Origin of the sequence: Paraburkholderia kururiensis JCM 10599 = LMG 19447 (genome assembly GCF_003986935.1) — a bacterium.
Taxonomy (GTDB): domain Bacteria; phylum Pseudomonadota; class Gammaproteobacteria; order Burkholderiales; family Burkholderiaceae; genus Paraburkholderia; species Paraburkholderia kururiensis.
The window spans coordinates 15,030-36,246 of the sequence record NZ_RJZE01000015.1 but is presented as its reverse complement, the minus strand read 5'-3'; the positions used below and the strand labels follow the sequence as shown (position 1 = coordinate 36,246).

The following is a 21,217-nucleotide window of genomic DNA, read 5'->3' as shown; positions in this document are numbered from 1 at the left end:
TTGGGAGCGTGTTTCATGTTCTCCGTTGGGCTCACCGGAGGGATCGGAAGCGGCAAGTCGACCGTAGCAGATCTGTTCGCGGCACGCGGCGTTCCTGTGGTCGATACAGACTTCATCGCCCATCGCATCACAGCGCCAGGTGGTCTCGCCATGCCACCTATCGTCGCGGAGTTTGGTCCCTCCTTCGCGGCGGCGGATGGGTCGCTGGACCGGGCACGCATGCGTTCGCTCGTCTTCTCGGACGACTCCGCGCGCAAGCGGCTCGAAGCCATCACGCATCCTCTCATTCGCGCCGAGGCGGATCGCGAACGACGCGAAGCGCAGGGACCGTACGTAATCGTCGTCGTTCCTTTGCTCGTGGAGTCCGGAGACTGGAAAACACGGGTAGATCGCGTTCTCGTCGTCGACTGCGCCGTCGAAACGCAGATCGAACGGGTCATGAAGCGAAACGGATTCACGCGGGAACAGGTGCTTGCAATCATCACCCGTCAGGCTTCCCGCGAAGCCCGACTCACTGCCGCGGACGACGTCGTCGTGAACGACGGCTCGTCGATTGATGCCCTGACTGCTCAGGTCGAGACGCTCCATCGCCGGTATCTTGCCCTCGCGAGCGAGCAAGTGCGCAAACCACACCAGCCGTAGAAGCGTGCAGGCGAAGCCAAGTTGGGCGCGTGCAGGAAAAGCGCAGTCCATGACAATACGGTGAACGAAGGGCCAGCCCCCACGCAGCGCGATCAACGCATGCTTTCCGGGGCGCGTCACGGCGCCGCGGCAAGTGCCTCGCCATGAAAGTGCGCGATTGCGACGGTAGTCTCACGGCATTAGAATGTCCTGCAATCCTGTCACCGACCACGCCGAGGCGAGCGCGCTTGATTCTTTACGAGTATCCCTTCAACGAGCGAATCCGCACGCTGTTGCGCCTCGAGGATCTGTTCGAGCGCTTCACGTTCTTCCTCACTCAGGAAGATGCACGGGAGCATCACGTTGCGCTCACGACGCTGTTCGAGATATCGGAAGTTGCGGGCCGCGCCGATCTGAAGTCGGATCTGATGAAGGAACTCGAGCGTCAGCGCCAAACGCTGGCACCATTCCGCGGCAACCCCGGCATCGAACAGAACGCGCTTGAGGCTGTGCTCGGCGAGATCGAACAAACGCTCGCAGGACTCGGTCAGATGCAAGGCAAAACTGGCCAGCATCTTGCAGACAACGAGTGGCTCGCAAGCATCCGCAGCCGCACCATCATTCCCGGCGGCACCTGCAAATTCGATCTTCCGTCGTACTACGCCTGGCAGCAGTCGCACCCGGATCAGCGGCGTCAGGACATCGCGAAATGGGTCACGCCGCTGTTGCCGCTGCGCGATGCGGCCGCCATCGTGCTACGGCTCGCACGCGAATCGGGCCAGGCGTCGAAGGTAATGGCAATGCAGGGAAGCTACCAGCAAATGCTGTCGGGCCGCTCGTATCAGTTGATGCAAGTGCGCGTGGCACCGGAATTGCGCGTCATTCCGGAAGCAAGCGCGAACAAGTACATGCTGTGGGTGCGCTTCATGGTGCAGGACGGCGACTTGCGTCCACGCGCCGTCGATGTCGACGTGCCGTTTCAGCTGACGTTGTGTAGCCTCTAAGCTACCCGGTGGCCTCACCCACCGGATGAACGGAACGCTGCGATCAGGAAGATGCCCGACGCGCATCGTGTACAGCCCCTCAGCACAATCGAACGTCTAGCCGAATGACTGCCACTGTCGTCAAATGCCCGACTTGCGGAAAGGAAGTCCGCTGGGTACCTGAAAACCGTTACCGCCCGTTTTGCTCGGAGCGCTGCAAACAGATCGATCTGGGGGCGTGGGCAGCGGAAAAGTACCGGATCGGCGGCAACGAAGAAGATACGCCGCCGGACGACGCGCCACCCATCGATACACGGCCGCAGTAAGCGCGTGTGGCGGGCGTCCGCCAGAAGCCGGAAGCGCGTGCAGCCACCCACCACGCGCTTACTGAATCACCTCACTCCGCCGCAAGCCACTCCAGCACGGGAATCGTCGCCGGCAAGAGCGGCGACACGTCCGCCGGCAGTGTCTGCCAGACGAACGCCTGGCCTTCACGCCCGTGGGGCTCGCCTTCCCATTCAGTGACCTTGCAGAAGTACAGCCGCACGTAAGCATGCGGATAGTCGTGTTCGAGCGTGTGCCACAGGTGAGAGGCCGTCACCTCGATGCCGAGTTCTTCGTGAAGCTCTCTCGCGAGCGCGGCCTCCACCGATTCACCGGCTTCCAGCTTGCCGCCCGGAAATTCCCAGTAGCCCTCGTACGGCTTGCCCGCCGGCCGCTGCGCCAGCAGGTACCGTCCGTCCGGCTTCACGAGCACACCGACCGCGACTTCTGTCACAGGCCGTTGCGCGCCGGCGCCCGCCGCTGCTGCCCCACTCGCCGCGCCCGTCATACCGACGCCTTCCTGCCGGACCAGTCGCGGGCGAACTGCCACGCCACCCGACCCGAGCGCGAACCACGTTCAAGCGCCCAGACGAGCGCGTCGCCGCGCGCCGCCTCGATTTCGGCGTCGTCGCAGCCGAAATGCCGCAGCCAGTGCCCGACGATGGCGAGGTAGTCGTCCTGCTTGAACGGATAGAAACTGACCCAGAGCCCGAAGCGCTCCGACAGCGAGATCTTTTCCTCGACCACTTCGCCCGGATGAATCTCGCCGTCCGGCATATGCCGGTACGTCTCGTTGTCGCTCATGTACTCAGGCAGCAGATGGCGCCGGTTCGACGTCGCATAGATCAGCACGTTGTCCGATTGCGCGGCAACCGACCCGTCCAGCGCGACCTTGAGCGCCTTGTAGCCCGACTCGCCTTCCTCGAACGAGAGGTCGTCGCAGAACACGATGAAGCGCTCGGGACGCTGCGAAATCAGATCGACGATATCGCCCAGATCATGCAGGTCGTCCTTGTCGACCTCGATCAGGCGCAGGCCGTCCTTCGCGTGTGCGTTCAGGCAGGCCTTGATCAGCGACGACTTGCCGGTGCCGCGCGCGCCCGTCAGCAGCACATTGTTCGCGGGCCGCCTGTGGACGAACTGGCGCGTGTTCTGCTCGATCAGTTCCTTCTGGCGGTCGATGTTCTGAAGATCATCGAGCGCGATGGTGGAAATGGCCGTGACGGGCTGCAGGAAGCCGCGCCCCTGGCGTTTGCGCCAACGGAACGCCACCGCGGCGTTCCAGTCCACTTCCGGCGCGAGCGGCGGCAGCACCGCTTCCAGGCGGCCGAGCAGAGCCTCGGCGCGGGTCAGAAACTGTTCGAGCTTGTCCATGGCAAATGTGCGGGATCAGGAACGATAGTCGGCGTTGATGCTCACGTAGTCGTGCGACAGGTCGCAGGTCCAGATGGTGGCCTGCGCGTCGCCGCGGCCTAGCCGCACGCGCACCGCGATCTCGCTCTTCTTCATGACGCGCTGGCCGTCTTCTTCGCAGTAGTCGGGATTGCGCCCGCCAGCGCGCGCAACGAGCACGTCGTCCAGATAGACCTCGACCTTTCCGACGTCGAGATCCGCGATGCCGGCATAACCGATGGCGGCAAGAATGCGGCCGAGGTTCGGGTCCGACGCGTAGAACGCCGTTTTCACGAGCGGCGAATGGCCGATCGCATAGGCGACCTGGCGGCACTCGCCCACGTTCGCGCCCTCTTCCACCTGGACCGTGATGAACTTCGTCGCGCCTTCGCCGTCGCGCACGATCAGCTGCGCCAGGGCCTGCGCCATTTCCGTCACGGCGTCGCGCAGTGCTACGTACGCGGGCGATTCGGTCGATGTGATCGCAGGCAGGCTCGACTTGCCGGTTGCGATCAGAATGAACGAATCGTTGGTGGAAGTATCGCCGTCGATCGTGATGCAGTTGAACGAACGGTCCGCCGCATGCTTCACGAGTGCGTCGAGCACCGGCTGCGCCACGGCGGCGTCGAAGGCGAGGAAGCCCAACATGGTCGCCATGTTCGGCTTGATCATGCCGGCGCCCTTGCTGATGCCAGAAAGCGTCACGGTATGGCCGTCGATGGTGACCTGGCGCGAGGCCGCCTTCGGCAGCGTGTCCGTGGTCATGATGGCCTGCGCCGCGTCGTACCAGTGCGCCGGACCGCGGTTGGCGAGCGCCTGCGGCAGGCCGGCCTTCAGGCGGTCGATGGGCAGCGGCTCCAGAATCACGCCCGTCGAGAACGGCAGCACCTGCTCCGGCGCAATGCCCGCGAGACGCGCGAGTTCGGCGCAGGTTTCGCGTGCGACCGCGAGGCCAGGCTCTCCGGTCCCTGCATTGGCGTTGCCCGTGTTCACCACGAGCGCGCGAATGCCGCTGCCGCCCTCTCGCACACGCGCGAGATGTTCCCGGCACACCGTCACGGGCGCGGCGCAAAAGCGGTTCGACGTAAACACGCCCGCAACCGTGGCACCTTCTTCGACGGAAATCACCAGCACATCCTTGCGGTTCGGTTTGCGGATGTTGGCCTCAGCCCAGCCGAGCGTCACGCCGGAGACAGGATGAAGTTGTGCGGGATCGATCGAGGGGAAATTGACAGCCATGGTGGCGACCTGTCGGAGAGGCAATGCCGGCGGCAAAGCGTGGCGGGTGAGCCGGCATCGTAGGGTCAAAAAAGGCCCGGACAAAGTCCAGGCCGCCGGAGTCTCAACGGCGCAGCGCGGCATGAGACGAAACGGCGCGCCATGAAGGACGCGCCGCGTTCGCCATCAGCCGATCTTGCCGTGGCACTGCTTGTACTTCTTGCCGCTGCCGCACGGGCAGGGATCGTTGCGGCCCACCTTGGCAACGGCGGGCGCAGCCTTCGGCACGGGGTTGTCCTGCGCGGAGCCGTACTGCATGGCGTGATCGACCATCGACGCAGCGGCGTCCGCTGCAGCCGGCGCCGCAGAAGCCGCGACAGCGGCCGCTTCGGCGAATTCGGCATGACGGAACTCGGCGTTTTCGAGGTGGCTGCTGCCTTCTTCTTCGTACTGCTCCGCCGCCTGTTCGAGCTGCTCCGGCGTCTGGATCTGGACGTTCATCACGATCCGCGTCACTTCATGCTTGACCGCGTCGAGCATGGCCGCGAAGAGTTCGAACGCCTCGCGCTTGTATTCCTGCTTCGGATTCTTCTGCGCATAGCCGCGCAGGTGGATGCCCTGGCGCAGGTGGTCGAGCGCGGCGAGGTGCTCGCGCCAGTGGCGGTCGAGCGTCTGCAGCATGATCGAACGCTCGAACGCACTGAACGATTCGCGGCCCACGAGCGCGACCTTGTGCTCGTAAGTTTCGTCCGCGGCGGCGAGTACGGCCTCGAGAATCTCGTCCGCATCGATCGACTGCGACTCGTTGATCATCTCCTGAATGGCGAGGTCGAGCTGCCAGTCGTTGCGCAGCGCTTCTTCGAGTTCGGGCACGTCCCATTGCTCTTCGATGCTGCCTTGCGGAACGAACTGCCGGACGAGATCCGTGACCACGCCGTGGCGCATCGCACCGATGGTTTCGGTGATGTCCTGCGCCTCGAGCAGCTCGTTGCGCTGCTGGTAGATCACCTTGCGCTGGTCGTTGGAGACGTCGTCGTATTCGAGCAGCTGTTTGCGGATATCGAAGTTGCGCGCCTCGACCTTGCGCTGCGCCGACTCGATGGAACGCGTGACGATGCCCGCCTCGATCGCCTCGCCTTCGGGCATCTTGAGGCGGTCCATGATGGCGCGCACGCGGTCGCCCGCGAAGATGCGCAAGAGCGGATCGTCGAGCGACAGATAGAAGCGCGACGAGCCCGGATCGCCCTGACGTCCGGCGCGACCGCGCAGCTGGTTGTCGATACGGCGCGACTCGTGACGCTCGGTACCAATGATGTGCAGACCGCCCGCCGCCTTCACCTGGTCGTGCAGCGCCTGCCATTCGTCGTGCAGTTGCTGGATGCGGCGCGCCTTTTCGTCGGCCGGAATCGATTCGTCCGCTTCGAGGAACGCCGCCTGCTTTTCGGCATTGCCGCCCAGCACGATGTCGGTACCGCGGCCGGCCATGTTCGTCGCGATCGTGATGCGCTTTGGACGCCCGGCTTCGGCGACGATCGCTGCTTCGCGCGCGTGCTGCTTCGCGTTCAGCACTTCGTGCGGCAGGCCCGCCTTCTGGAGCAGGTTCGACAGCAGCTCCGAATTCTCGATCGACGTCGTACCGACCAGCACCGGCTGGCCACGCTCATGACAATCGCGGATGTCGCGAATCACCGCGTCGTACCGCTCTTTCGCGGTCTTGTAGATCTGATCCTGCAGGTCGATCCGCTTCGGCGGCCGGTTGGTCGGGATCACGACGGTTTCAAGGCCGTAGATCTCGTTGAACTCGTACGCTTCCGTATCCGCGGTACCGGTCATGCCCGACAGCTTCGCGTACATGCGGAAGTAATTCTGGAACGTGATCGAGGCGAGCGTCTGGTTCTCGCTCTGGATCTTCACGTGCTCCTTGGCTTCCACGGCCTGGTGCAGACCATCTGACCAGCGGCGGCCCTGCATCAGGCGGCCCGTGAATTCGTCGACGATGATCACTTCGCCGTTCTGCACGACGTAGTGCTGGTCCCGATAGAACAGCGTATGTGCACGCAGTGCCGCGTACACGTGGTGCATCAACGTGATGTTCTGCGGAGCGTAAAGGCTCTCGCCCTCGCCGATGAGGCCCCACTCGGCGAGCAGGCGTTCCGCCTTCTCGTGCCCCGACTCGGTGAGGAACACCTGGCGCGCCTTCTCGTCGAGCGTGTAGTCACCTGGCTTTTCGACGCCCGTGCCGTCCGCGCGCTCTTCGCCGATCTGCCGTTCGAGCAGCGGCGGCAGCGCGTTCATGCGCACGTAGAGGTCGGTGTGGTCTTCGGCCTGGCCCGAGATGATGAGCGGCGTGCGGGCTTCGTCGATCAGGATGGAGTCCACCTCGTCGACGACCGCGAAATTGAGCGGCCGCTGCACCCGCGCCTCGGTCTCGTAGACCATGTTGTCGCGCAGGTAGTCGAAACCGAATTCGTTGTTGGTGCCGTAGGTGATGTCCGCCGCGTAGGCTTCCTGCTTGAGCGCGTGATCCATCTGCGACAGGTTCACGCCCACGGAAAGCCCGAGGAAGTTGTAGAGCCGGCCCATCCACTCGGCGTCACGCTGGGCGAGGTAGTCGTTCACCGTGACTACGTGCACGCCGCGCCCGGACAGCGCGTTCAGGTAAGCGGCCAGCGTGGCGACGAGCGTCTTGCCCTCGCCCGTGCGCATTTCGGCGATCTTGCCGTAATGCAGCACCATGCCGCCGATCAGCTGCACGTCGAAGTGGCGCATCTTGAGCACGCGGCGGCTCGCCTCGCGGCACACCGCGAAGGCTTCGGGCAGCAGTTGATCGAGCGATTCGCCATTCGCAACGCGCTGACGGAACTCGTCCGTCTTCGCGCGCAACTGCTCATCGGTCAATTGCTCGATCTGGGGTTCGAGCGCATTGATGGCCGCGACGGTCTTTTGATATTGCTTGATCAGACGCTGGTTGCGGCTGCCAAAAATCTTCTGTAGGAAACCGTTGATCATCGGATCGGTTCTGCGTCGCGGCTTTCGGCCGGGCATGCTTGCCAAATGCACCCGGAGCGGAAGGACCTCGGCGGCTTAAGTCCAGTAGTGAATTCGAATCGGGCATTTTAGCACGCGCCCCTGTCTGCGCCTGTGTCAGGCTTGGGTCGCGGGGCCGGGCCTATTGGCACCGTTCGGCACCGTTCGGGCCGCCGCAAACGCTTGCCGGACAGCGCCTGCAAGGCCGGTGCCGCGCTACAATCGGGGCACCCGAAAGCTCGACGCTTCAACGCACGCCGCACCGTTCCCGTGCCTCGCTGTGCTGCCGTTCACGTTGCCCACCCAGACAAGGACATGAGCCGATTTTCGCCGTTTTCAAGGCCATCCGCCCCCCGCCTGCCGCAGCCCGTCGCCGAGGTGTTGAGCCGCACGGACGCGTTCGCACCGCTGCGCGCCGGCGTCGAGCAGATTGCGGCAATGGAGCGGGATCTGTCCCGGCTACTGCCGGAGTACCTCTCGGCGAGCGTCGAACCCGGATTCATCAAGGACGGCGTACTGGTCCTGTTCGCTGCGCACAACGCGCTCGCGGCGCGGCTGCGGCACCTGGAGCCACGGCTTCTTTCCGATCTTCAGCAACGGGGATGGGCTGTGGAATCGCTGCGCATCCGAGTGCGGCCGCAGGCCATGAAGGCGCCGCCGCCCGTCAAAGAGGCTCGCATGACGCCTGCCGGCGCAACGGCGCTGCACGAGTTGAGCCAGGCGCTGAGCCCGTCGCCGCTGCAGGCCGCGCTGGCCAGAATGGCCGCGCGGCATTTGAAGAAATAGGGAATGGGTTCGCCCGGAGAATGAGCCACATGGCCACACGGGCAAAGCGAGCGGAAAGAAGTCAGGACGCCTCGGGCAAACGCCCGAAGTGGCTTCAGGCGAATGCCGTCTGGGCGTCGTAGCCGAAACCGCGCGGGGCCTTCTGCGTATCTTCGAACGTGACGATTTCGTAGGCGTCTTCGTGCGCGAGCAGCTCGCGCAGCAACGCGTTGTTCAGGCCATGCCCCGACTTGTACGCGGTGTACGAAGCCAGCAACGGATGACCGACCACATACAGGTCGCCGATCGCGTCGAGCATCTTGTGTTTGACGAACTCGTCGTCGTAACGCAGCCCGTCGTTATTCAGAATGCGGTACTCGTCGAGCACGATGGCGTTGTCCATGCTGCCGCCGCGCGCGAGGCCCAGTTCGCGCATCATTTCCACTTCGTGAGCGAAACCGAACGTGCGGGCACGCGCGATTTCGCGGACATACGAGGTGGTCGCGAAATCGACTTCGAGCGCCTGGCCGGTCTTGTCCACGGCCGGATGGCGGAAGTCGATGGTGAACTTGAGCTTGAAGCCGAAATACGGATCGAGCCGCGCGAATTTGTCGCCCTCGCGAATCTCAACCGGCTTCGTGACCTTGATGAACTTTTTCAGCGCAGGCTGTTCCTCGATGCCCGCCGACTGGATCAGGAACACGAACGACGCCGCGCTGCCATCCATGATCGGGATTTCTTCGGCGGTGACATCGACGTACAGGTTGTCGATGCCCAGACCCGCGCACGCCGACATCAAGTGCTCCACCGTGGAGACGCGCGCGCCATCCTTTTGCAGAACCGAGGCCAGACGGGTGTCGCCGATCGCCATCGCGGAGGCGGGGATATCCACCGGCGTGGGCAGATCCACGCGCGAAAAGACGATGCCCGTGTCCGGCGCCGCGGGACGGAGCGTCAGGTCGACCTTGCGGCCCGAGTGCAAGCCGATGCCGACGGTCTTGACGATCGATTTGATGGTGCGCTGCTTCAACATGGTGTCTTATTTTCGATTGAAAATCCCAATCGCGGATTTTAATTCATAGCGGCGATTATACTCCAAACCGTCTGACCCGTCGTTTCACACGGCGTGACAATCTGTTTCCCGCTATTACGTCCAGCCAAGCGTGACGGGCCGACGACCGGAACGGAGGCGTTTCCGGCCATCGGCCCGCGTTACAGCCCGTCACATCCGCACGGCACAAGCGTTGGCGGCGCACAACGGCGACCACCACGCGCCTTTGCCGGACGCGGCTGCGGCTAGCTCAACGTGGCGAGAATGCTCGCGGCGTCGCTGACTTCGAACTTGCCGGGTGCTTCGACATGGAGCGTCTTGACCACGCCGTCGTCGACCACCATCGCATAGCGCTGGGAACGAATTCCCATGCCCCGTGCCGACAAATCCTGATCCAGACCGAGCGCTCGGGTGAAAACGGCGCTGCCGTCCGCGATCATGCGCACCTTGCCCGCGGTGTGCTGATCGCGTCCCCACGCGCCCATCACGAACGCATCGTTGACCGACACGCACCAGATTTCGTCGATACCTGCCGCACGCAGCGCGTCGGCCTTCTCGACGTAACCCGGCACGTGCTTCGCCGAGCAGGTCGGCGTGAACGCGCCTGGCAATCCGAAGATCACCACGCGCTTCGCACGCGTTGCTTCCTGCACGTCGAAACTGTTCGGCCCGATCGTGCAGCCCTCGCGCGCATCTTCGACAAACTCGAAGAGCGTCGCATCAGGCAGCCTTTCACCCACTTTGATCATCGCTCGTCCTTCACATCGATGCGCTGCATTCCGTCACGCACACAGCACGCTGTCAGCGGCACGGCGGTTCACCTCACGAATGTCGCGCAGTCGTCACCGTTTCACGCAGTCGCGTCTGCCTTCGTCCCTCGCAAAAGCGCAGGAGACGACAACGCGCCGCGCGTCCGGACGGAACGCGGCCTTCGTTTAGCGTTTCGCCACCACGCCGGCGTGCCGTCAGCAATCACGGCGCGATACTACCGCGCCGCGGCTGAACGTGCTCGCGGGCGTGTCAGTCCGCCTGCTTGCGCAGGAACGCCGGGATGTCGTACGTGTCGACGCCCTTCTCCTGCAGCGCCTGCACGTGCGAAGCCGCGGTGTCGCGCGACGTACGCCAGACGGCCGGCGTGTCGAGCGCGCCGTAGTCCGCCATGTTGCCTTGCTGCGGCGCGTACGAGTGCTGCACGGCCGCGACCGGCTGGTTGTCCGTGCCGGTGCGCAGCAGCGTCATCGGTGCGGATTGCTGCTTCTTGCTCGCGCGGCCAAGGCCCGTGGCCACCACCGTGACGCGCAGCGCGTCGCCCATTGCGTCGTCGTAGACGGCACCGAAGATCACCGTGGCGTCGTCTGCCGCGTAGCTCTTGATGGTGTTCATCACTTCGCGCGTTTCGGACAGACGCAGCGAACGGCTCGACGTGATGTTGACCAGCACGCCGCGCGCGCCCGACAGATCCACGCCTTCCAGCAGCGGGCTCGCCACGGCCTGTTCGGCCGCAAGGCGCGCGCGATCGACGCCGGCCACCGTGGCCGTGCCCATCATCGCCTTGCCCTGCTCGCCCATCACCGTCTTCACGTCCTCGAAGTCGACGTTCACGAGACCATCGACGTTGATGATTTCGGCAATGCCGGCCACCGCGTTGTTCAGAACGTCGTCCGCGCACTGGAAGCACTTGTCCATCTCGGCGTCATCGCCCATCACCTCGAACAGCTTGTCGTTCAGAACGACGATCAGCGAGTCGACGTGATCCTCCAGTTGCTGCGAACCTGCTTCTGCCACGCGCATGCGCTTGCCGCCTTCGAATTCGAACGGCTTGCTCACCACGCCCACGGTCAGAATGCCCATCTCTTTCGCGATCTGGGCGACCACGGGTGCCGCGCCCGTGCCGGTGCCACCGCCCATACCGGCCGTGATGAACACCATGTGCGCGCCGCGCAGCGCGTCGGCAATCCGCTCGCGAGCTTCTTCGGCTGCCGCGCGGCCCATCTCCGGCTTCGCGCCGGCGCCAAGACCGGTCATGCCAAGCTGGATCACGGACGGTGCACGCGAGCGCGACAGCGCCTGGGCGTCCGTGTTCATCACGATGAAGTCGACGCCTTGCACGCCGCGGTTGATCATGTGCTGCACGGCGTTGCCGCCAGCGCCACCAACACCCACCACCTTGATGATGGTGCCGTTGGTTTCCGTTTCCAGCATCTGGAATTCCATGTTGCCTCCGTCAAGAAAAAAATGCTGCCACTCGGCCGTTATCCGGCAGGAGATCGGGCAACCTCCTGTCGCGCGCCGGCCGCCGGCACCAGCGCGTATTTCTGAAACCTTTGCCTCGCCCCTTCGCTTCAGAAGTTGCCGAGGAACCAATCCTTCATGCGCGTGAACACCTGGCTCATCGAGCCCGATTGCACCGCCACCTTGCGCCCGCGCATACGCTGCGCGCGCCCTTCCACGAGCAGGCCCATCGCCGTCGAGTAACGCGGATTGCGCACCACGTCCGCCAGGCCGCCCGCGTATTCCGGCACGCCGATGCGGACGGGCTTGAGGAAGATGTCCTCGCCCAGCTCGACCATGCCCGGCATCATCGCTGCGCCGCCCGTCAGCACGACGCCCGAGCTCAGCAGTTCTTCGTAGCCCGACTCGCGCACCACCTGCTGCACGAGCGAAAAGAGTTCTTCGACGCGCGGCTCGATCACCGCCGCCAGCGCCTGGCGCGACAGCGTGCGCGGACCGCGCTCGCCAAGCCCCGGCACTTCGATCATTTCGTCGGGATCGGCCAGCGCCTGCTTCGCGATCCCGTAGCTCACCTTGATGTCCTCGGCGTCGGGCGTCGGCGTTCTCAATGCCATGGCGATATCGCTCGTCACCTGGTCGCCCGCAATCGGAATCACCGCGGTGTGGCGGATCGCGCCTTCGCTGAAGATCGCGATGTCGGTCGTGCCGCCGCCCACATCCACGAGCACCACGCCCAGTTCCTTCTCGTCTTCCGTCAGCACTGCGAGCGACGACGCAAGCGGCTGCAGGATCAGATCGTTCACTTCGAGCCCGCAGCGGCGCACGCACTTCACGATGTTCTGCGCCGCGCTCACCGCGCCCGTCACGATGTGCACCTTCACTTCGAGGCGAATGCCGCTCATGCCGATCGGCTCGCGCACATCCTCCTGACCGTCGATGATGAATTCCTGCGTGAGGATGTGCAGCACCTGCTGATCGGTCGGAATGTTGATCGCCTTCGCTGTTTCGATCACGCGCGCCACGTCGGCCTGCGTGACCTCCTTCTCCTTGATCGCCACCATGCCGCTCGAGTTGAAGCTGCGAATGTGGCTGCCCGCAATGCCGGTGAAGACATTCGTGATCTTGCAGTCGGCCATCAGCTCCGCTTCTTCGAGCGCTCGCTGAATAGACTGCACAGTGGCCTCGATGTTCACCACGACGCCCTTTTTGAGCCCCTTCGATTCGCTCTGTCCAAGGCCGATCACCTCGTAGTGGCCCTCGCCCTTCAGTTCGGCGACGACGGCCACCACCTTCGACGTCCCGATGTCGAGGGCGACCAGCAGATCCTTGTAGTCTTTACTCATAGCGTGCTCGTTGCGTGTGATGTCCTGTTACTTCTTGCCCTTGACGGGTTCGCTGATGAAACGCATGCCCGCTGCACGAATCGCGAAACCGTTCGGATAGCGCAAGTCCGCATACTCGATATCCTTCCCCCAGCGTTGCGTCACCGCCTGCCATGCGGCCGTGAGGCGCCGCGTGCGATCTGCGAGCGTGTCGCTGTTGCGCTCGCGACCCAGCTCCACCTGCATGCCGTTCGACAACTTCACTGTCCACGCGTAGCGCGGCGAGAGCGTCACGTCTTCCGGCGTCGCGCCGATGGGCGCAAACCACTTCTGGAAATCGTGATAGCGCGCGACGACTTCCTGCGCGGTGCCGTCCGGTCCGTCGAAGGACGGCAGTTCCTGATCCAGTTCGCCCTGGTTCGCGGTGAAGAGTTCACCGTCCACACTCACGAGCTGATCGCTGCCCCACGTTCCCAACGGTTTGTACGCTTCCAGCGTGACAGCCAGCGCATTCGGCCAGACGCGCCGCACGCTCGCGTGACGCACCCACGGCATCTGCTCGAACGCCTGGCGTGCCGCGTCCAGGTCCACGGTGAAGAAATTGCCTTTCAGCTTGCCGACCACGCTCGCCCGCACCGTGGGCGCGTTGACGTGCTCGGTGTCGCCGTCGATCCGGATTTCGCGCAACGTGAAGCTCGGGCGCTGCACCAGCCACAGCGCCCCCGCCAGGACGAGCGCCACCACGAACAGCAGGTGCAGCGCGCTGGTGGCGAGGTTGAGCTGGCGAACGTTGTTCCACATGTGCGATGTTGCTTTGTCTGCGTCAAATGTCTGTTGTGCTTCTGCCCACCGCTCACAGCGTGAGCGCGAGCACCTTCACCACCAGTTCCTGATAGCTGATGCCGACTGCGCGCGCCGCCTTCGGTGGCAGCGAGTGATCCGTCATGCCCGGCGCCGTGTTCACTTCGAGGAAATACGGGTTGCCCGCGCCGTCCATCATGAAATCGGCGCGACCCCAGTCCGTGCAGCCCAGCACCTCGAACGCGCGGCGCGCGAGCACCTTCAAACGCGATTCCAGTTCAGGCGCGAGTCCGCACGGAATCAGATACTGCGTCGTGTCGAGGATGTACTTCGCGTCGTAGTCGTAAAACTCGCCCGCGGGCACGATGTGAATGACCGGCAGATCCAGATCGCCCGCGATGCAGGCGGTGTATTCGCCGCCGCCCTCGATGCTCTTTTCCACGAGCACGATCTTGTCGTGCTTCGCGGCTTCAGCGATGGCGGCCGGCAGCGCGTCGGCGGTCTTCACCTTGATGACGGCGACGCTCGAACCCTCGCTCGCCGGCTTCACAAAGAGCGGCAAGCCGAGCTTCGCGACGATGGCGGCGGCGCGCACAGCGTAGTCGTCGCCGCGCATCACGGCTTCGAACGGTGGCGTGGGAATGCCGAGTTGCTGCCACACGAGCTTCGCGCGGAATTTGTCGAGGCCCAACGCCGAACCCAGCACGCCGCTACCCGTGTAGCGGATGCCGTAGAAATCGAGCGCGCCCTGGATCTGCCCGTTTTCGCCATAGCCGCCGTGCAGCGCATTGAAGGCGCGCACAAAGCCTTCGTCCTTCAGCGCCGAAAGCGGCCGCTCGGACGGATCGAACGGATGCGCGTCGATGCCTGCCTCGCGCAAACCCTGCAGCACGAGGCGGCCCGAATTGAGCGACACCTCGCGCTCGGCGGACACGCCGCCAAGCAGCACCGCCACCTTGCCGAACTGTTTCGGATCGATACTGCTCGTCATTTCACACCTTCCGTTGACTGGGCAAGCCGCCCCGGCACGCCGCCAATCGAGCCCGCGCCCATCGTGATCACCACGTCGCCGTCGCGCACCAGCGCCGCGAGCGCCTCCGGCACTTCGTCGACGGTCTCCACGAACACCGGTTCGACCTTGCCCGCCACGCGAATCGCGCGAGCGAGCGCGCGGCCGTCGGCGGCCACGATGGGCGCCTCGCCGGCTGCGTAAACGTCGGTGATCACCAGCGCGTCGACAGTGGACAGCACTCTGACGAAATCTTCGAAGCAGTCGCGCGTGCGCGTGAAGCGGTGCGGCTGGAACGCGAGCACGAGGCGCCGCTCGGGAAAGGCGCCGCGCGCGGCCGCGATGGTCGCCGCCATCTCCACCGGGTGATGCCCGTAGTCGTCGATCAGCGTGTACGTGCCGCCCGCGGCCACCGGCACTTCGCCGTAGCGCTGGAAGCGCCGGCCCACGCCGTTGAATTCGGCGAGCGCACGCTGGATATCGGCATCGGCGACTTCGAGTTCAGTCGCAATCGCAATCGCCGCGAGCGCGTTCTGCACGTTGTGCGTACCGGGCAGGTTCAGCACGATGTCGAGCGGCGCCGCGTCTTCGCGCATCGCCGTGAAATGCATGCGCCCTTCGTGGGCGACGACGTTCACGGCGCGCACCTGGGCGTCGGCCGCGAAACCGTAGCGGATGATCGGCTTCGAGACGAACGGCAAGATCTCCTTCACGTTCGGGTCGTCGACGCACAGCACCGCGATGCCATAGAACGGCAACCGGTGCGTGAATTCGATGAATGCCTGCTTGAGCCGCGCGAAGTCGTGGCCGTAGGTGTCCATGTGATCCGCGTCGATGTTCGTGATGACCTCGATCACCGGAAAGAGGTTCAGGAACGACGCGTCGGATTCGTCCGCTTCCGCGACGATGAAGTCGCCCGTGCCGAGCCGCGCGTTCGCGCCCGCGCTGATCAGCCGGCCGCCGATCACGAAGGTCGGATCGAGCCCGCCCGCCGCGAGCACGCTCGCCACGAGCGAGGTGGTCGTGGTCTTGCCGTGCGTGCCGGCAATGGCGATGCCCTGCTTCAACCGCATCAGTTCCGCGAGCATCACGGCGCGCGGCACGATCGGAACGTGACGGTGGCGCGCGGCAAGCACCTCGGGGTTGTCGTTGCGCACGGCGCTCGATACCACTACGGCGTTCGCCCCTTCGATGTTCTCTGCGTCGTGGCCAATCGCGATGCGTGCGCCGAGCGCGGCGAGCCGGTCCGTCACCGCGTTGCGGGTGAGGTCCGAGCCGCTCACCTGGTAGCCGAGATTGACGAGCACTTCCGCGATGCCGCTCATCCCCGCGCCGCCGATGCCGACGAAATGAATGTGTTTGACGATGTGTTTCATTGCTTTCCTTCTGGGCTCGCGCCCGCCACGGTCGCGCAGATGCGTGCGACCTGATCGGTGGCATCCGGTTTCGCGAGCGAGCGCGAACGCTCCGCCATCTGCGCGAGACTCTCGCGGGTCTGGCTGCGCAGCCAGTCGGCGAGCTTTTCCGCCGACAGGTCGCGTTGTTGCACGACGAGCGCCGCGCCTTGATCGGCGAGGAACGCTGCGTTGGTGGTCTGGTGATCGTCCACGGCGAACGGGAACGGCACGAACAAAGCCGCGACGCCGGCCGCCGCGATCTCCGCAACGGTCATGGCGCCCGAGCGGCAGACCACGAGATCGGCGTTCGCGTACGCGTTCGCCATGTCGTCGATGAACGGTACGAGCTGCACGCTCGCGCCGGAAAAAGAATCGGACGACGCATCGGACATGAGGCCTGCCGCCGCGTAATTCGCACGCAGCGCTTCGATATGCTTCGCGCCGGCCTGGTGAACGACCTGCGGACGCTCGCCGGGCGCCAGCAGCGCCAGGGCGCGCGGCACGACTTCGTTCAGCGCCGCGGCGCCGAGGCTGCCGCCTACCACGAGCAGCCGCAAAGGGCCGCTTCGAGCGGCATAGCGCGCCGTCGGTTCCGGCAGGTGCGCGACTTCTTCGCGAATCGGATTACCGGTCCATTCGGCGTGCGGCAATGCATTCGGGAACGCTACGAGCACGCGCCTTGCGAGCTTCGCGAGCACCTTGTTGGCAAGCCCTGCAATCGAGTTCTGTTCGTGCAGCACGAGCGGCCGCCCCGAGAGCGCCGTCATGACGCCGGCCGGAAACGTGATGTAGCCGCCCATGCCGAGCACGACGTCGGGCTTCACGCGACGCAGCACCGTAAGGCTCTGCATACACGCGCGAAGCAGGTTCACGGGAAGCATCAGTTTCGTTTTGAGCCCTTTGCCGCGCAGGCCGCCGAAACGCACGTACTCCATCGGGATGCCGTGCTTCGGCACGAGCGAGGCCTCCATGCCGCCGGGGTTGCCGAGCCAGACCACGCGCCAGCCCCACGCCTGCATGCGATGCGCGACTGCGAGGCCGGGGAACACGTGTCCCCCGGTGCCGCCAGCCATCACCATGAGGGTGCGCGGAGCGGTCATACCTTGCCTCCGCGCATGAGCACCCGGTTTTCGTAGTCCACACGCAGCAGCACGGCTACCGCAACGCAGTTGAGCAGAATGCCGGAGCCGCCGTAGCTCACGAGCGGCAGCGTGAGCCCCTTCGTGGGCAGCAGCCCGAGGTTCACGCCCATGTTGATGAAGGTCTGTGCGCCGAACCAGATGCCGACGCCCTTGGCCATCAGACCAGCGAACGTGCGGTCGAGCGCGAGCGCCTGGCGGCCAATCTCGAACGAACGCCGCACGATCCAGTAGAAGAGCAGGATCACGATCATCACGCCGACGAACCCAAGTTCTTCGCCGATCACGGCGAGGATGAAGTCGGTGTGCGCTTCGGGCAGGTAATTGAGCTTCTCCACGCTGCCGCCCAGGCCCACGCCGAACCACTCGCCGCGCCCGAACGCGATCAGCGAGTGGGTGAGTTGGTAGGCCTTGCCTTGTGCGTAGCGGTCGTCCCACGGATCGAGGTACGCGAAGATCCGCTCGCGCCGCCACGGCGACGCCCACACGAGCAGCGTGAAGGTGCCCACCGCCGTCGCCACGAGGCCGCCGAACAGCTTGCCGTTCACGCCGCCAAGGAACAGCACGCCCATGGCGATGGCCGCGATCACCATGAAGGCGCCCATGTCGGGTTCGAGCAGCAGCAGCGCGCCCACCACGCCCACGGCAAACGCCATCGGCAGGAAGCCTTTGGCGAAGCTATGCATGTATTCCTGCTTGCGCACCGTGTAGTTGGCCGCGTAGATGGTCACGGCCAGCTTCATGATTTCGGACGGCTGCATGTTGGTCACGCCGAGCGGAATCCAGCGGCGCGCGCCGTTCACGCCCTTGCCGACGTGCGGAATCAGCACGATCACGAGGCTCAGCAGCGCGACCAGAAAGAGCTTCGGCGCGTACTTGTCCCACGTGGAAACCGGAATGCGAAACGCGACGATGCCCGCCACCGCGCCCATCACGACGAAGATGATCTGGCGCACGAGGAATGCGTAGTCGCGATACGAGGCGTACTTCGGCGAATCGGGCATGGCAATAGACGCCGAATACACCATCACGACGCCAAGCCCGAGCAGCGCGATCACGACCCACAGCAGCGAATGGTCGTAGTCGAGCATGCGCGAACGTGCGCCGCGCACGCCGTTGACTGCGCTCGCAAGGCCGCCGCGCATGCCGCCCGAACGCGGCACGGCGTTACCGCCCGCGCTGCCGCGCTCCTTGGCAAGCCTCGAACCGAAGCGTTCGGACCAGCTCATATCGTCGTCCCCCGTTCAGCTGCGATGTCCTCGACCGTGCTGCGGAACACTGCGGCCCGGTGCGCGTAGTTCTTGAACATATCGAGGCTCGCGCAGGCAGGCGAGAGCAGCACCACGTCGCCGGGCTCGGCGAGCGCCGTGGCGGCACGCGTGGCGGCTTCGAGCGTCGGGTGATCGGAGAGCGCAACGCCGGTGTGCTCGAGCGCCGCGCGAATTTGCGGCGCATCGCGTCCAATCAGCATGACGGCGCGGCACCAGCGTGTGACGGGCGCGACGAGCGGCTCGAAATCCTGGCCCTTGCCGTCGCCACCGGCGATCAGCACCGTGCGTTGCGCGAGACCGTCGAGTGCGGCCACGGTCGCGCCGACGTTCGTGCCCTTGCTGTCGTCCACGAAATCGATGCCGTCGATCGACGCAATCAGTTCCACCCGATGCGGCTCGCCGCGGTACTCGCGCAGCCCGTGCAGCAGCGGCGCGCCCGGCAGACCGATGGCGCGGGCGAGCGCATACGCGGCAAGCGCGTTGGCGGCGTTGTGCAAGCCGCGGATGCGCAGCGCGTCCACGGGCATCAAGCGCTTCAGGGCGATGTTGGCCGGCGCGACCGCTTCCTGCTTGCGACGTCGCGGCGACACGGGTTCGTCGGTCGCGTCGCGATCTTCTGCCGCGACGAGCCACAGCATGCCGTTCTCACGCAGCACGCCGTAATCGCCGTCGCGTTGCGGCTCGTTGACGCCGAACGTGATGACCGGTGCGCTGTCTTTCTGGGACTCTGCGGCCGGGGCGAGCGCCATGACGCGCGCGTCGTCGCGGTTCAGCACACGCACCGTCTGCGGTCCGAAGATGCGGCCCTTCGCGGCGGCGTAGGCGTCAAGCCCGCCGTGCCAGTCGAGATGGTCCTGCGTGATGTTGAGCACTGCGGCGGCGTCCGGCGCGAAGGTATGCGCCGTTTCGAGCTGGAAGCTCGACAGCTCGAGCACCCAGATGTCGGGCAAGGCGGTGTGGTCGATGGCGTCCGAAAGCTTGTCTAGCGCAGCCGGGCTGATGTTGCCCGCCACCGCCACCTTCTTGCCCGCACGCTCGCACAGGAGGCCCGTGAGGCTCGTCGTGGTGGTCTTGCCGTTCGTTCCCGTAATGGCGATGACCTTCGGCGCATAGCCGCTCTCGCCGAGCGTCTTCAATGCCTGCGCGAAGAATTCGAGTTCGCCCCAGACGGGAATATCGCGCTCGCGCGCGGCTGCGATGAGCGGCACGAGGTCCGGCGCGAGCGGCGAAAGTCCCGGGCTGATGCCGACCAGCTCCACGCCTTCGAGCAATGCCGTCGAAAACGCGCCGCCGACGAAATCGGCGTCCACGCCATGGGCTTCGAGTGCGGCGAGATTGGGCGGCACTTCGCGCGTGTCCGCCACGCGCAGCCGGCACCCGTGCCGCGCGCACCAGCGCGCCATCGCGAGGCCGGATTCTCCGAGCCCCAGCACGAGCACCATCGGCTTTTGCCGATCCCGAAACTTCTCGCCAAACATTGCTTGCTTTCCCTTACCGCAGTTTGAGAGTGGACAGACCGAACAGACACAGCATCAACGTGATGATCCAGAAACGCACCACGACCTGCGTTTCCTTCCAGCCGGACAATTCGAAATGGTGATGCAGCGGCGCCATCTTGAAGATGCGCCGGCCCTCGCCGTAACGGCGTTTGGTGTACTTGAACCACGTCACCTGAAGCATCACGGAAAGCGTTTCCGCCACGAAGATGCCGCCCATGATGAAGAGCACGATCTCCTGCCGCACGATCACGGCGACGGTGCCGAGCGCGCCGCCCAGCGCCAGCGCGCCGACGTCGCCCATGAAGACCTGCGCCGGGTGCGTGTTGAACCAGAGGAACGCGAGACCCGCGCCGCCCATCGCCGAGCAGAAGATCAGCAGTTCGCCCGCGCCCGGAATGTGCGGAAACAGCAGATATTTCGAGTAGACCGAACTGCCCATCACGTAGGCGAACACGCCGAGCGAGGCACCTACGAGCACGACGGGCATGATGACGAGGCCGTCCAGGCCGTCCGTGAGATTCACCGCGTTGCTCGCGCCCACGATCACGAAATAGGTGAGCGCGATGAAACCCCACACGCCGAGCGGGTAGCTGATCGACTTCAGGAACGGCAGCATGAGGTCGGCGCGCGCAGGCAGGCCCATCGAAAGACCGCTGCGCACCCACGCCATGAAGAGGTCGAACACGCGCACGTTGCTCGCCTCCGACACGCTGAACGCCAGATACACGGCCGCGAAAATGCCGATCACCGACTGCCAGAAATACTTCTCGCGCGACGACATGCCGCGCGGATCCTTGTAGACGACCTTGCGATAATCGTCGACCCAGCCGATCAGGCCGAAGCCGAACGTCACGAGCATGACGATCCAGATGAAGCGGTTCGTGAGATCGCCCCAGAGCAGCGTGGACACCGCGATGCCGATGAGGATCAGCACGCCGCCCATGGTCGGCGTGCCGGACTTCACGAGGTGCGACTGCGGACCTTCCTTGCGCACCGCCTGGCCGACCTTCAGTTGGGTCAGCGTGCGGATCACCCACGGGCCGCAGACGAGCCCGATCAACAACGCGGTGATGGTGGCCATCACCGCGCGAAACGTCAGATAACTGAACACGCGCAAGAAGCTTGCGTCATTCTGCAGCCATTGCGCCAGCGCCAGTAGCATGCTT

19 protein-coding genes are annotated in these 21,217 nt (G+C 64.9%); 4 read left to right on the top strand and 15 right to left on the bottom strand.

The window, feature by feature from the left end:
* Positions 1-15 precede the first annotated feature (15 nt).
* The 3 genes from coaE (at position 16) to yacG (ending at position 1,930) form a co-directional block, all read left to right on the top strand.
* The gene (gene coaE, locus PKKP23_RS18740) at positions 16-642 is read left to right on the top strand and encodes a dephospho-CoA kinase (protein WP_126877991.1); all 627 of its coding nucleotides are present in this window, start codon (positions 16-18) and stop codon (positions 640-642) included.
* Between the two features lie 227 nt (positions 643-869).
* Complete coding sequence (zapD, locus tag PKKP23_RS18735) at positions 870-1,625, top strand: cell division protein ZapD (RefSeq protein WP_017777111.1); 756 nt, start codon at positions 870-872, stop codon at positions 1,623-1,625.
* A gap of 104 nt (positions 1,626-1,729) precedes the next feature.
* On the top strand, positions 1,730-1,930 hold the full coding sequence (gene yacG / locus PKKP23_RS18730) for a DNA gyrase inhibitor YacG (protein ID WP_081601908.1): 201 nt from the start codon (positions 1,730-1,732) through the stop codon (positions 1,928-1,930).
* Positions 1,931-2,001: 71 nt separating this feature from the next.
* Here the strand turns inward: yacG and PKKP23_RS18725 are convergent, their stop codons facing one another.
* The 4 genes from PKKP23_RS18725 to secA form a co-directional block, all read right to left on the bottom strand.
* Complete coding sequence (locus tag PKKP23_RS18725) at positions 2,002-2,436, bottom strand: NUDIX domain-containing protein (RefSeq protein ID WP_017777112.1); 435 nt, start codon at positions 2,434-2,436, stop codon at positions 2,002-2,004.
* Entirely contained in the window at positions 2,433-3,302 is an 870-nt protein-coding gene (locus tag PKKP23_RS18720) for an ATP-binding protein (protein ID WP_017777113.1), read from the bottom strand. Before PKKP23_RS18720 ends, PKKP23_RS18725 begins: the two co-directional genes overlap by 4 nt.
* 15 nt (positions 3,303-3,317) lie before the next feature.
* Complete coding sequence (gene argJ / locus PKKP23_RS18715; protein ID WP_126877990.1) at positions 3,318-4,559, bottom strand: bifunctional glutamate N-acetyltransferase/amino-acid acetyltransferase ArgJ; 1,242 nt, start codon at positions 4,557-4,559, stop codon at positions 3,318-3,320.
* 165 nt (positions 4,560-4,724) lie between these two features.
* On the bottom strand, positions 4,725-7,547 hold the full coding sequence (secA, locus tag PKKP23_RS18710; protein ID WP_126877989.1) for a preprotein translocase subunit SecA: 2,823 nt from the start codon (positions 7,545-7,547) through the stop codon (positions 4,725-4,727).
* A gap of 333 nt (positions 7,548-7,880) precedes the next feature.
* Between secA and PKKP23_RS18705 the strand changes: the two genes are divergently transcribed.
* On the top strand, positions 7,881-8,351 hold the full coding sequence (locus PKKP23_RS18705) for a DciA family protein (RefSeq protein ID WP_126878091.1): 471 nt from the start codon (positions 7,881-7,883) through the stop codon (positions 8,349-8,351).
* Positions 8,352-8,445: 94 nt separating this feature from the next.
* On the opposite strand, the gene lpxC is transcribed toward PKKP23_RS18705, so the two are convergent.
* The 11 genes from lpxC to mraY form a co-directional block, all read right to left on the bottom strand.
* Positions 8,446-9,363 (bottom strand): UDP-3-O-acyl-N-acetylglucosamine deacetylase, encoded by a 918-nt coding sequence (gene lpxC, locus PKKP23_RS18700; RefSeq protein WP_017777117.1) that lies wholly within the window; start codon positions 9,361-9,363, stop codon positions 8,446-8,448.
* Positions 9,364-9,626: 263 nt separating this feature from the next.
* Positions 9,627-10,130: a peroxiredoxin gene (locus PKKP23_RS18695; protein WP_017777118.1), complete on the bottom strand. Its 504-nt coding sequence runs from the start codon at positions 10,128-10,130 to the stop codon at positions 9,627-9,629.
* Between the two features lie 271 nt (positions 10,131-10,401).
* The gene (gene ftsZ, locus PKKP23_RS18690) at positions 10,402-11,595 is read right to left on the bottom strand and encodes a cell division protein FtsZ (RefSeq protein ID WP_017777119.1); all 1,194 of its coding nucleotides are present in this window, start codon (positions 11,593-11,595) and stop codon (positions 10,402-10,404) included.
* Positions 11,596-11,723: 128 nt separating this feature from the next.
* The gene (ftsA, locus tag PKKP23_RS18685) at positions 11,724-12,956 is read right to left on the bottom strand and encodes a cell division protein FtsA (protein WP_017777120.1); all 1,233 of its coding nucleotides are present in this window, start codon (positions 12,954-12,956) and stop codon (positions 11,724-11,726) included.
* Between the two features lie 27 nt (positions 12,957-12,983).
* Positions 12,984-13,736: a cell division protein FtsQ/DivIB gene (locus PKKP23_RS18680; RefSeq protein ID WP_126877988.1), complete on the bottom strand. Its 753-nt coding sequence runs from the start codon at positions 13,734-13,736 to the stop codon at positions 12,984-12,986.
* 52 nt (positions 13,737-13,788) lie between these two features.
* A complete protein-coding gene (locus PKKP23_RS18675) occupies positions 13,789-14,727 on the bottom strand; it encodes a D-alanine--D-alanine ligase (RefSeq protein WP_126877987.1) in 939 nt (312 codons plus the stop codon).
* Entirely contained in the window at positions 14,724-16,121 is a 1,398-nt protein-coding gene (gene murC, locus PKKP23_RS18670) for a UDP-N-acetylmuramate--L-alanine ligase (RefSeq protein ID WP_017777123.1), read from the bottom strand. The genes PKKP23_RS18675 and murC overlap by 4 nt, the downstream gene beginning before the upstream one ends.
* Complete coding sequence (gene murG, locus PKKP23_RS18665) at positions 16,118-17,242, bottom strand: undecaprenyldiphospho-muramoylpentapeptide beta-N-acetylglucosaminyltransferase (protein ID WP_126877986.1); 1,125 nt, start codon at positions 17,240-17,242, stop codon at positions 16,118-16,120. Before murG ends, murC begins: the two co-directional genes overlap by 4 nt.
* The gene (ftsW, locus tag PKKP23_RS18660) at positions 17,239-18,510 is read right to left on the bottom strand and encodes a putative lipid II flippase FtsW (protein ID WP_126877985.1); all 1,272 of its coding nucleotides are present in this window, start codon (positions 18,508-18,510) and stop codon (positions 17,239-17,241) included. The genes murG and ftsW overlap by 4 nt, the downstream gene beginning before the upstream one ends.
* Positions 18,507-20,030, bottom strand: a complete 1,524-nt coding sequence (murD, locus tag PKKP23_RS18655) for a UDP-N-acetylmuramoyl-L-alanine--D-glutamate ligase (protein ID WP_126877984.1) — start codon at positions 20,028-20,030, stop codon at positions 18,507-18,509. Before murD ends, ftsW begins: the two co-directional genes overlap by 4 nt.
* A gap of 13 nt (positions 20,031-20,043) precedes the next feature.
* Positions 20,044-21,213 (bottom strand): phospho-N-acetylmuramoyl-pentapeptide-transferase, encoded by a 1,170-nt coding sequence (gene mraY / locus PKKP23_RS18650; RefSeq protein WP_017777127.1) that lies wholly within the window; start codon positions 21,211-21,213, stop codon positions 20,044-20,046.
* Between the last annotated feature and the right edge of the window lie 4 nt (positions 21,214-21,217).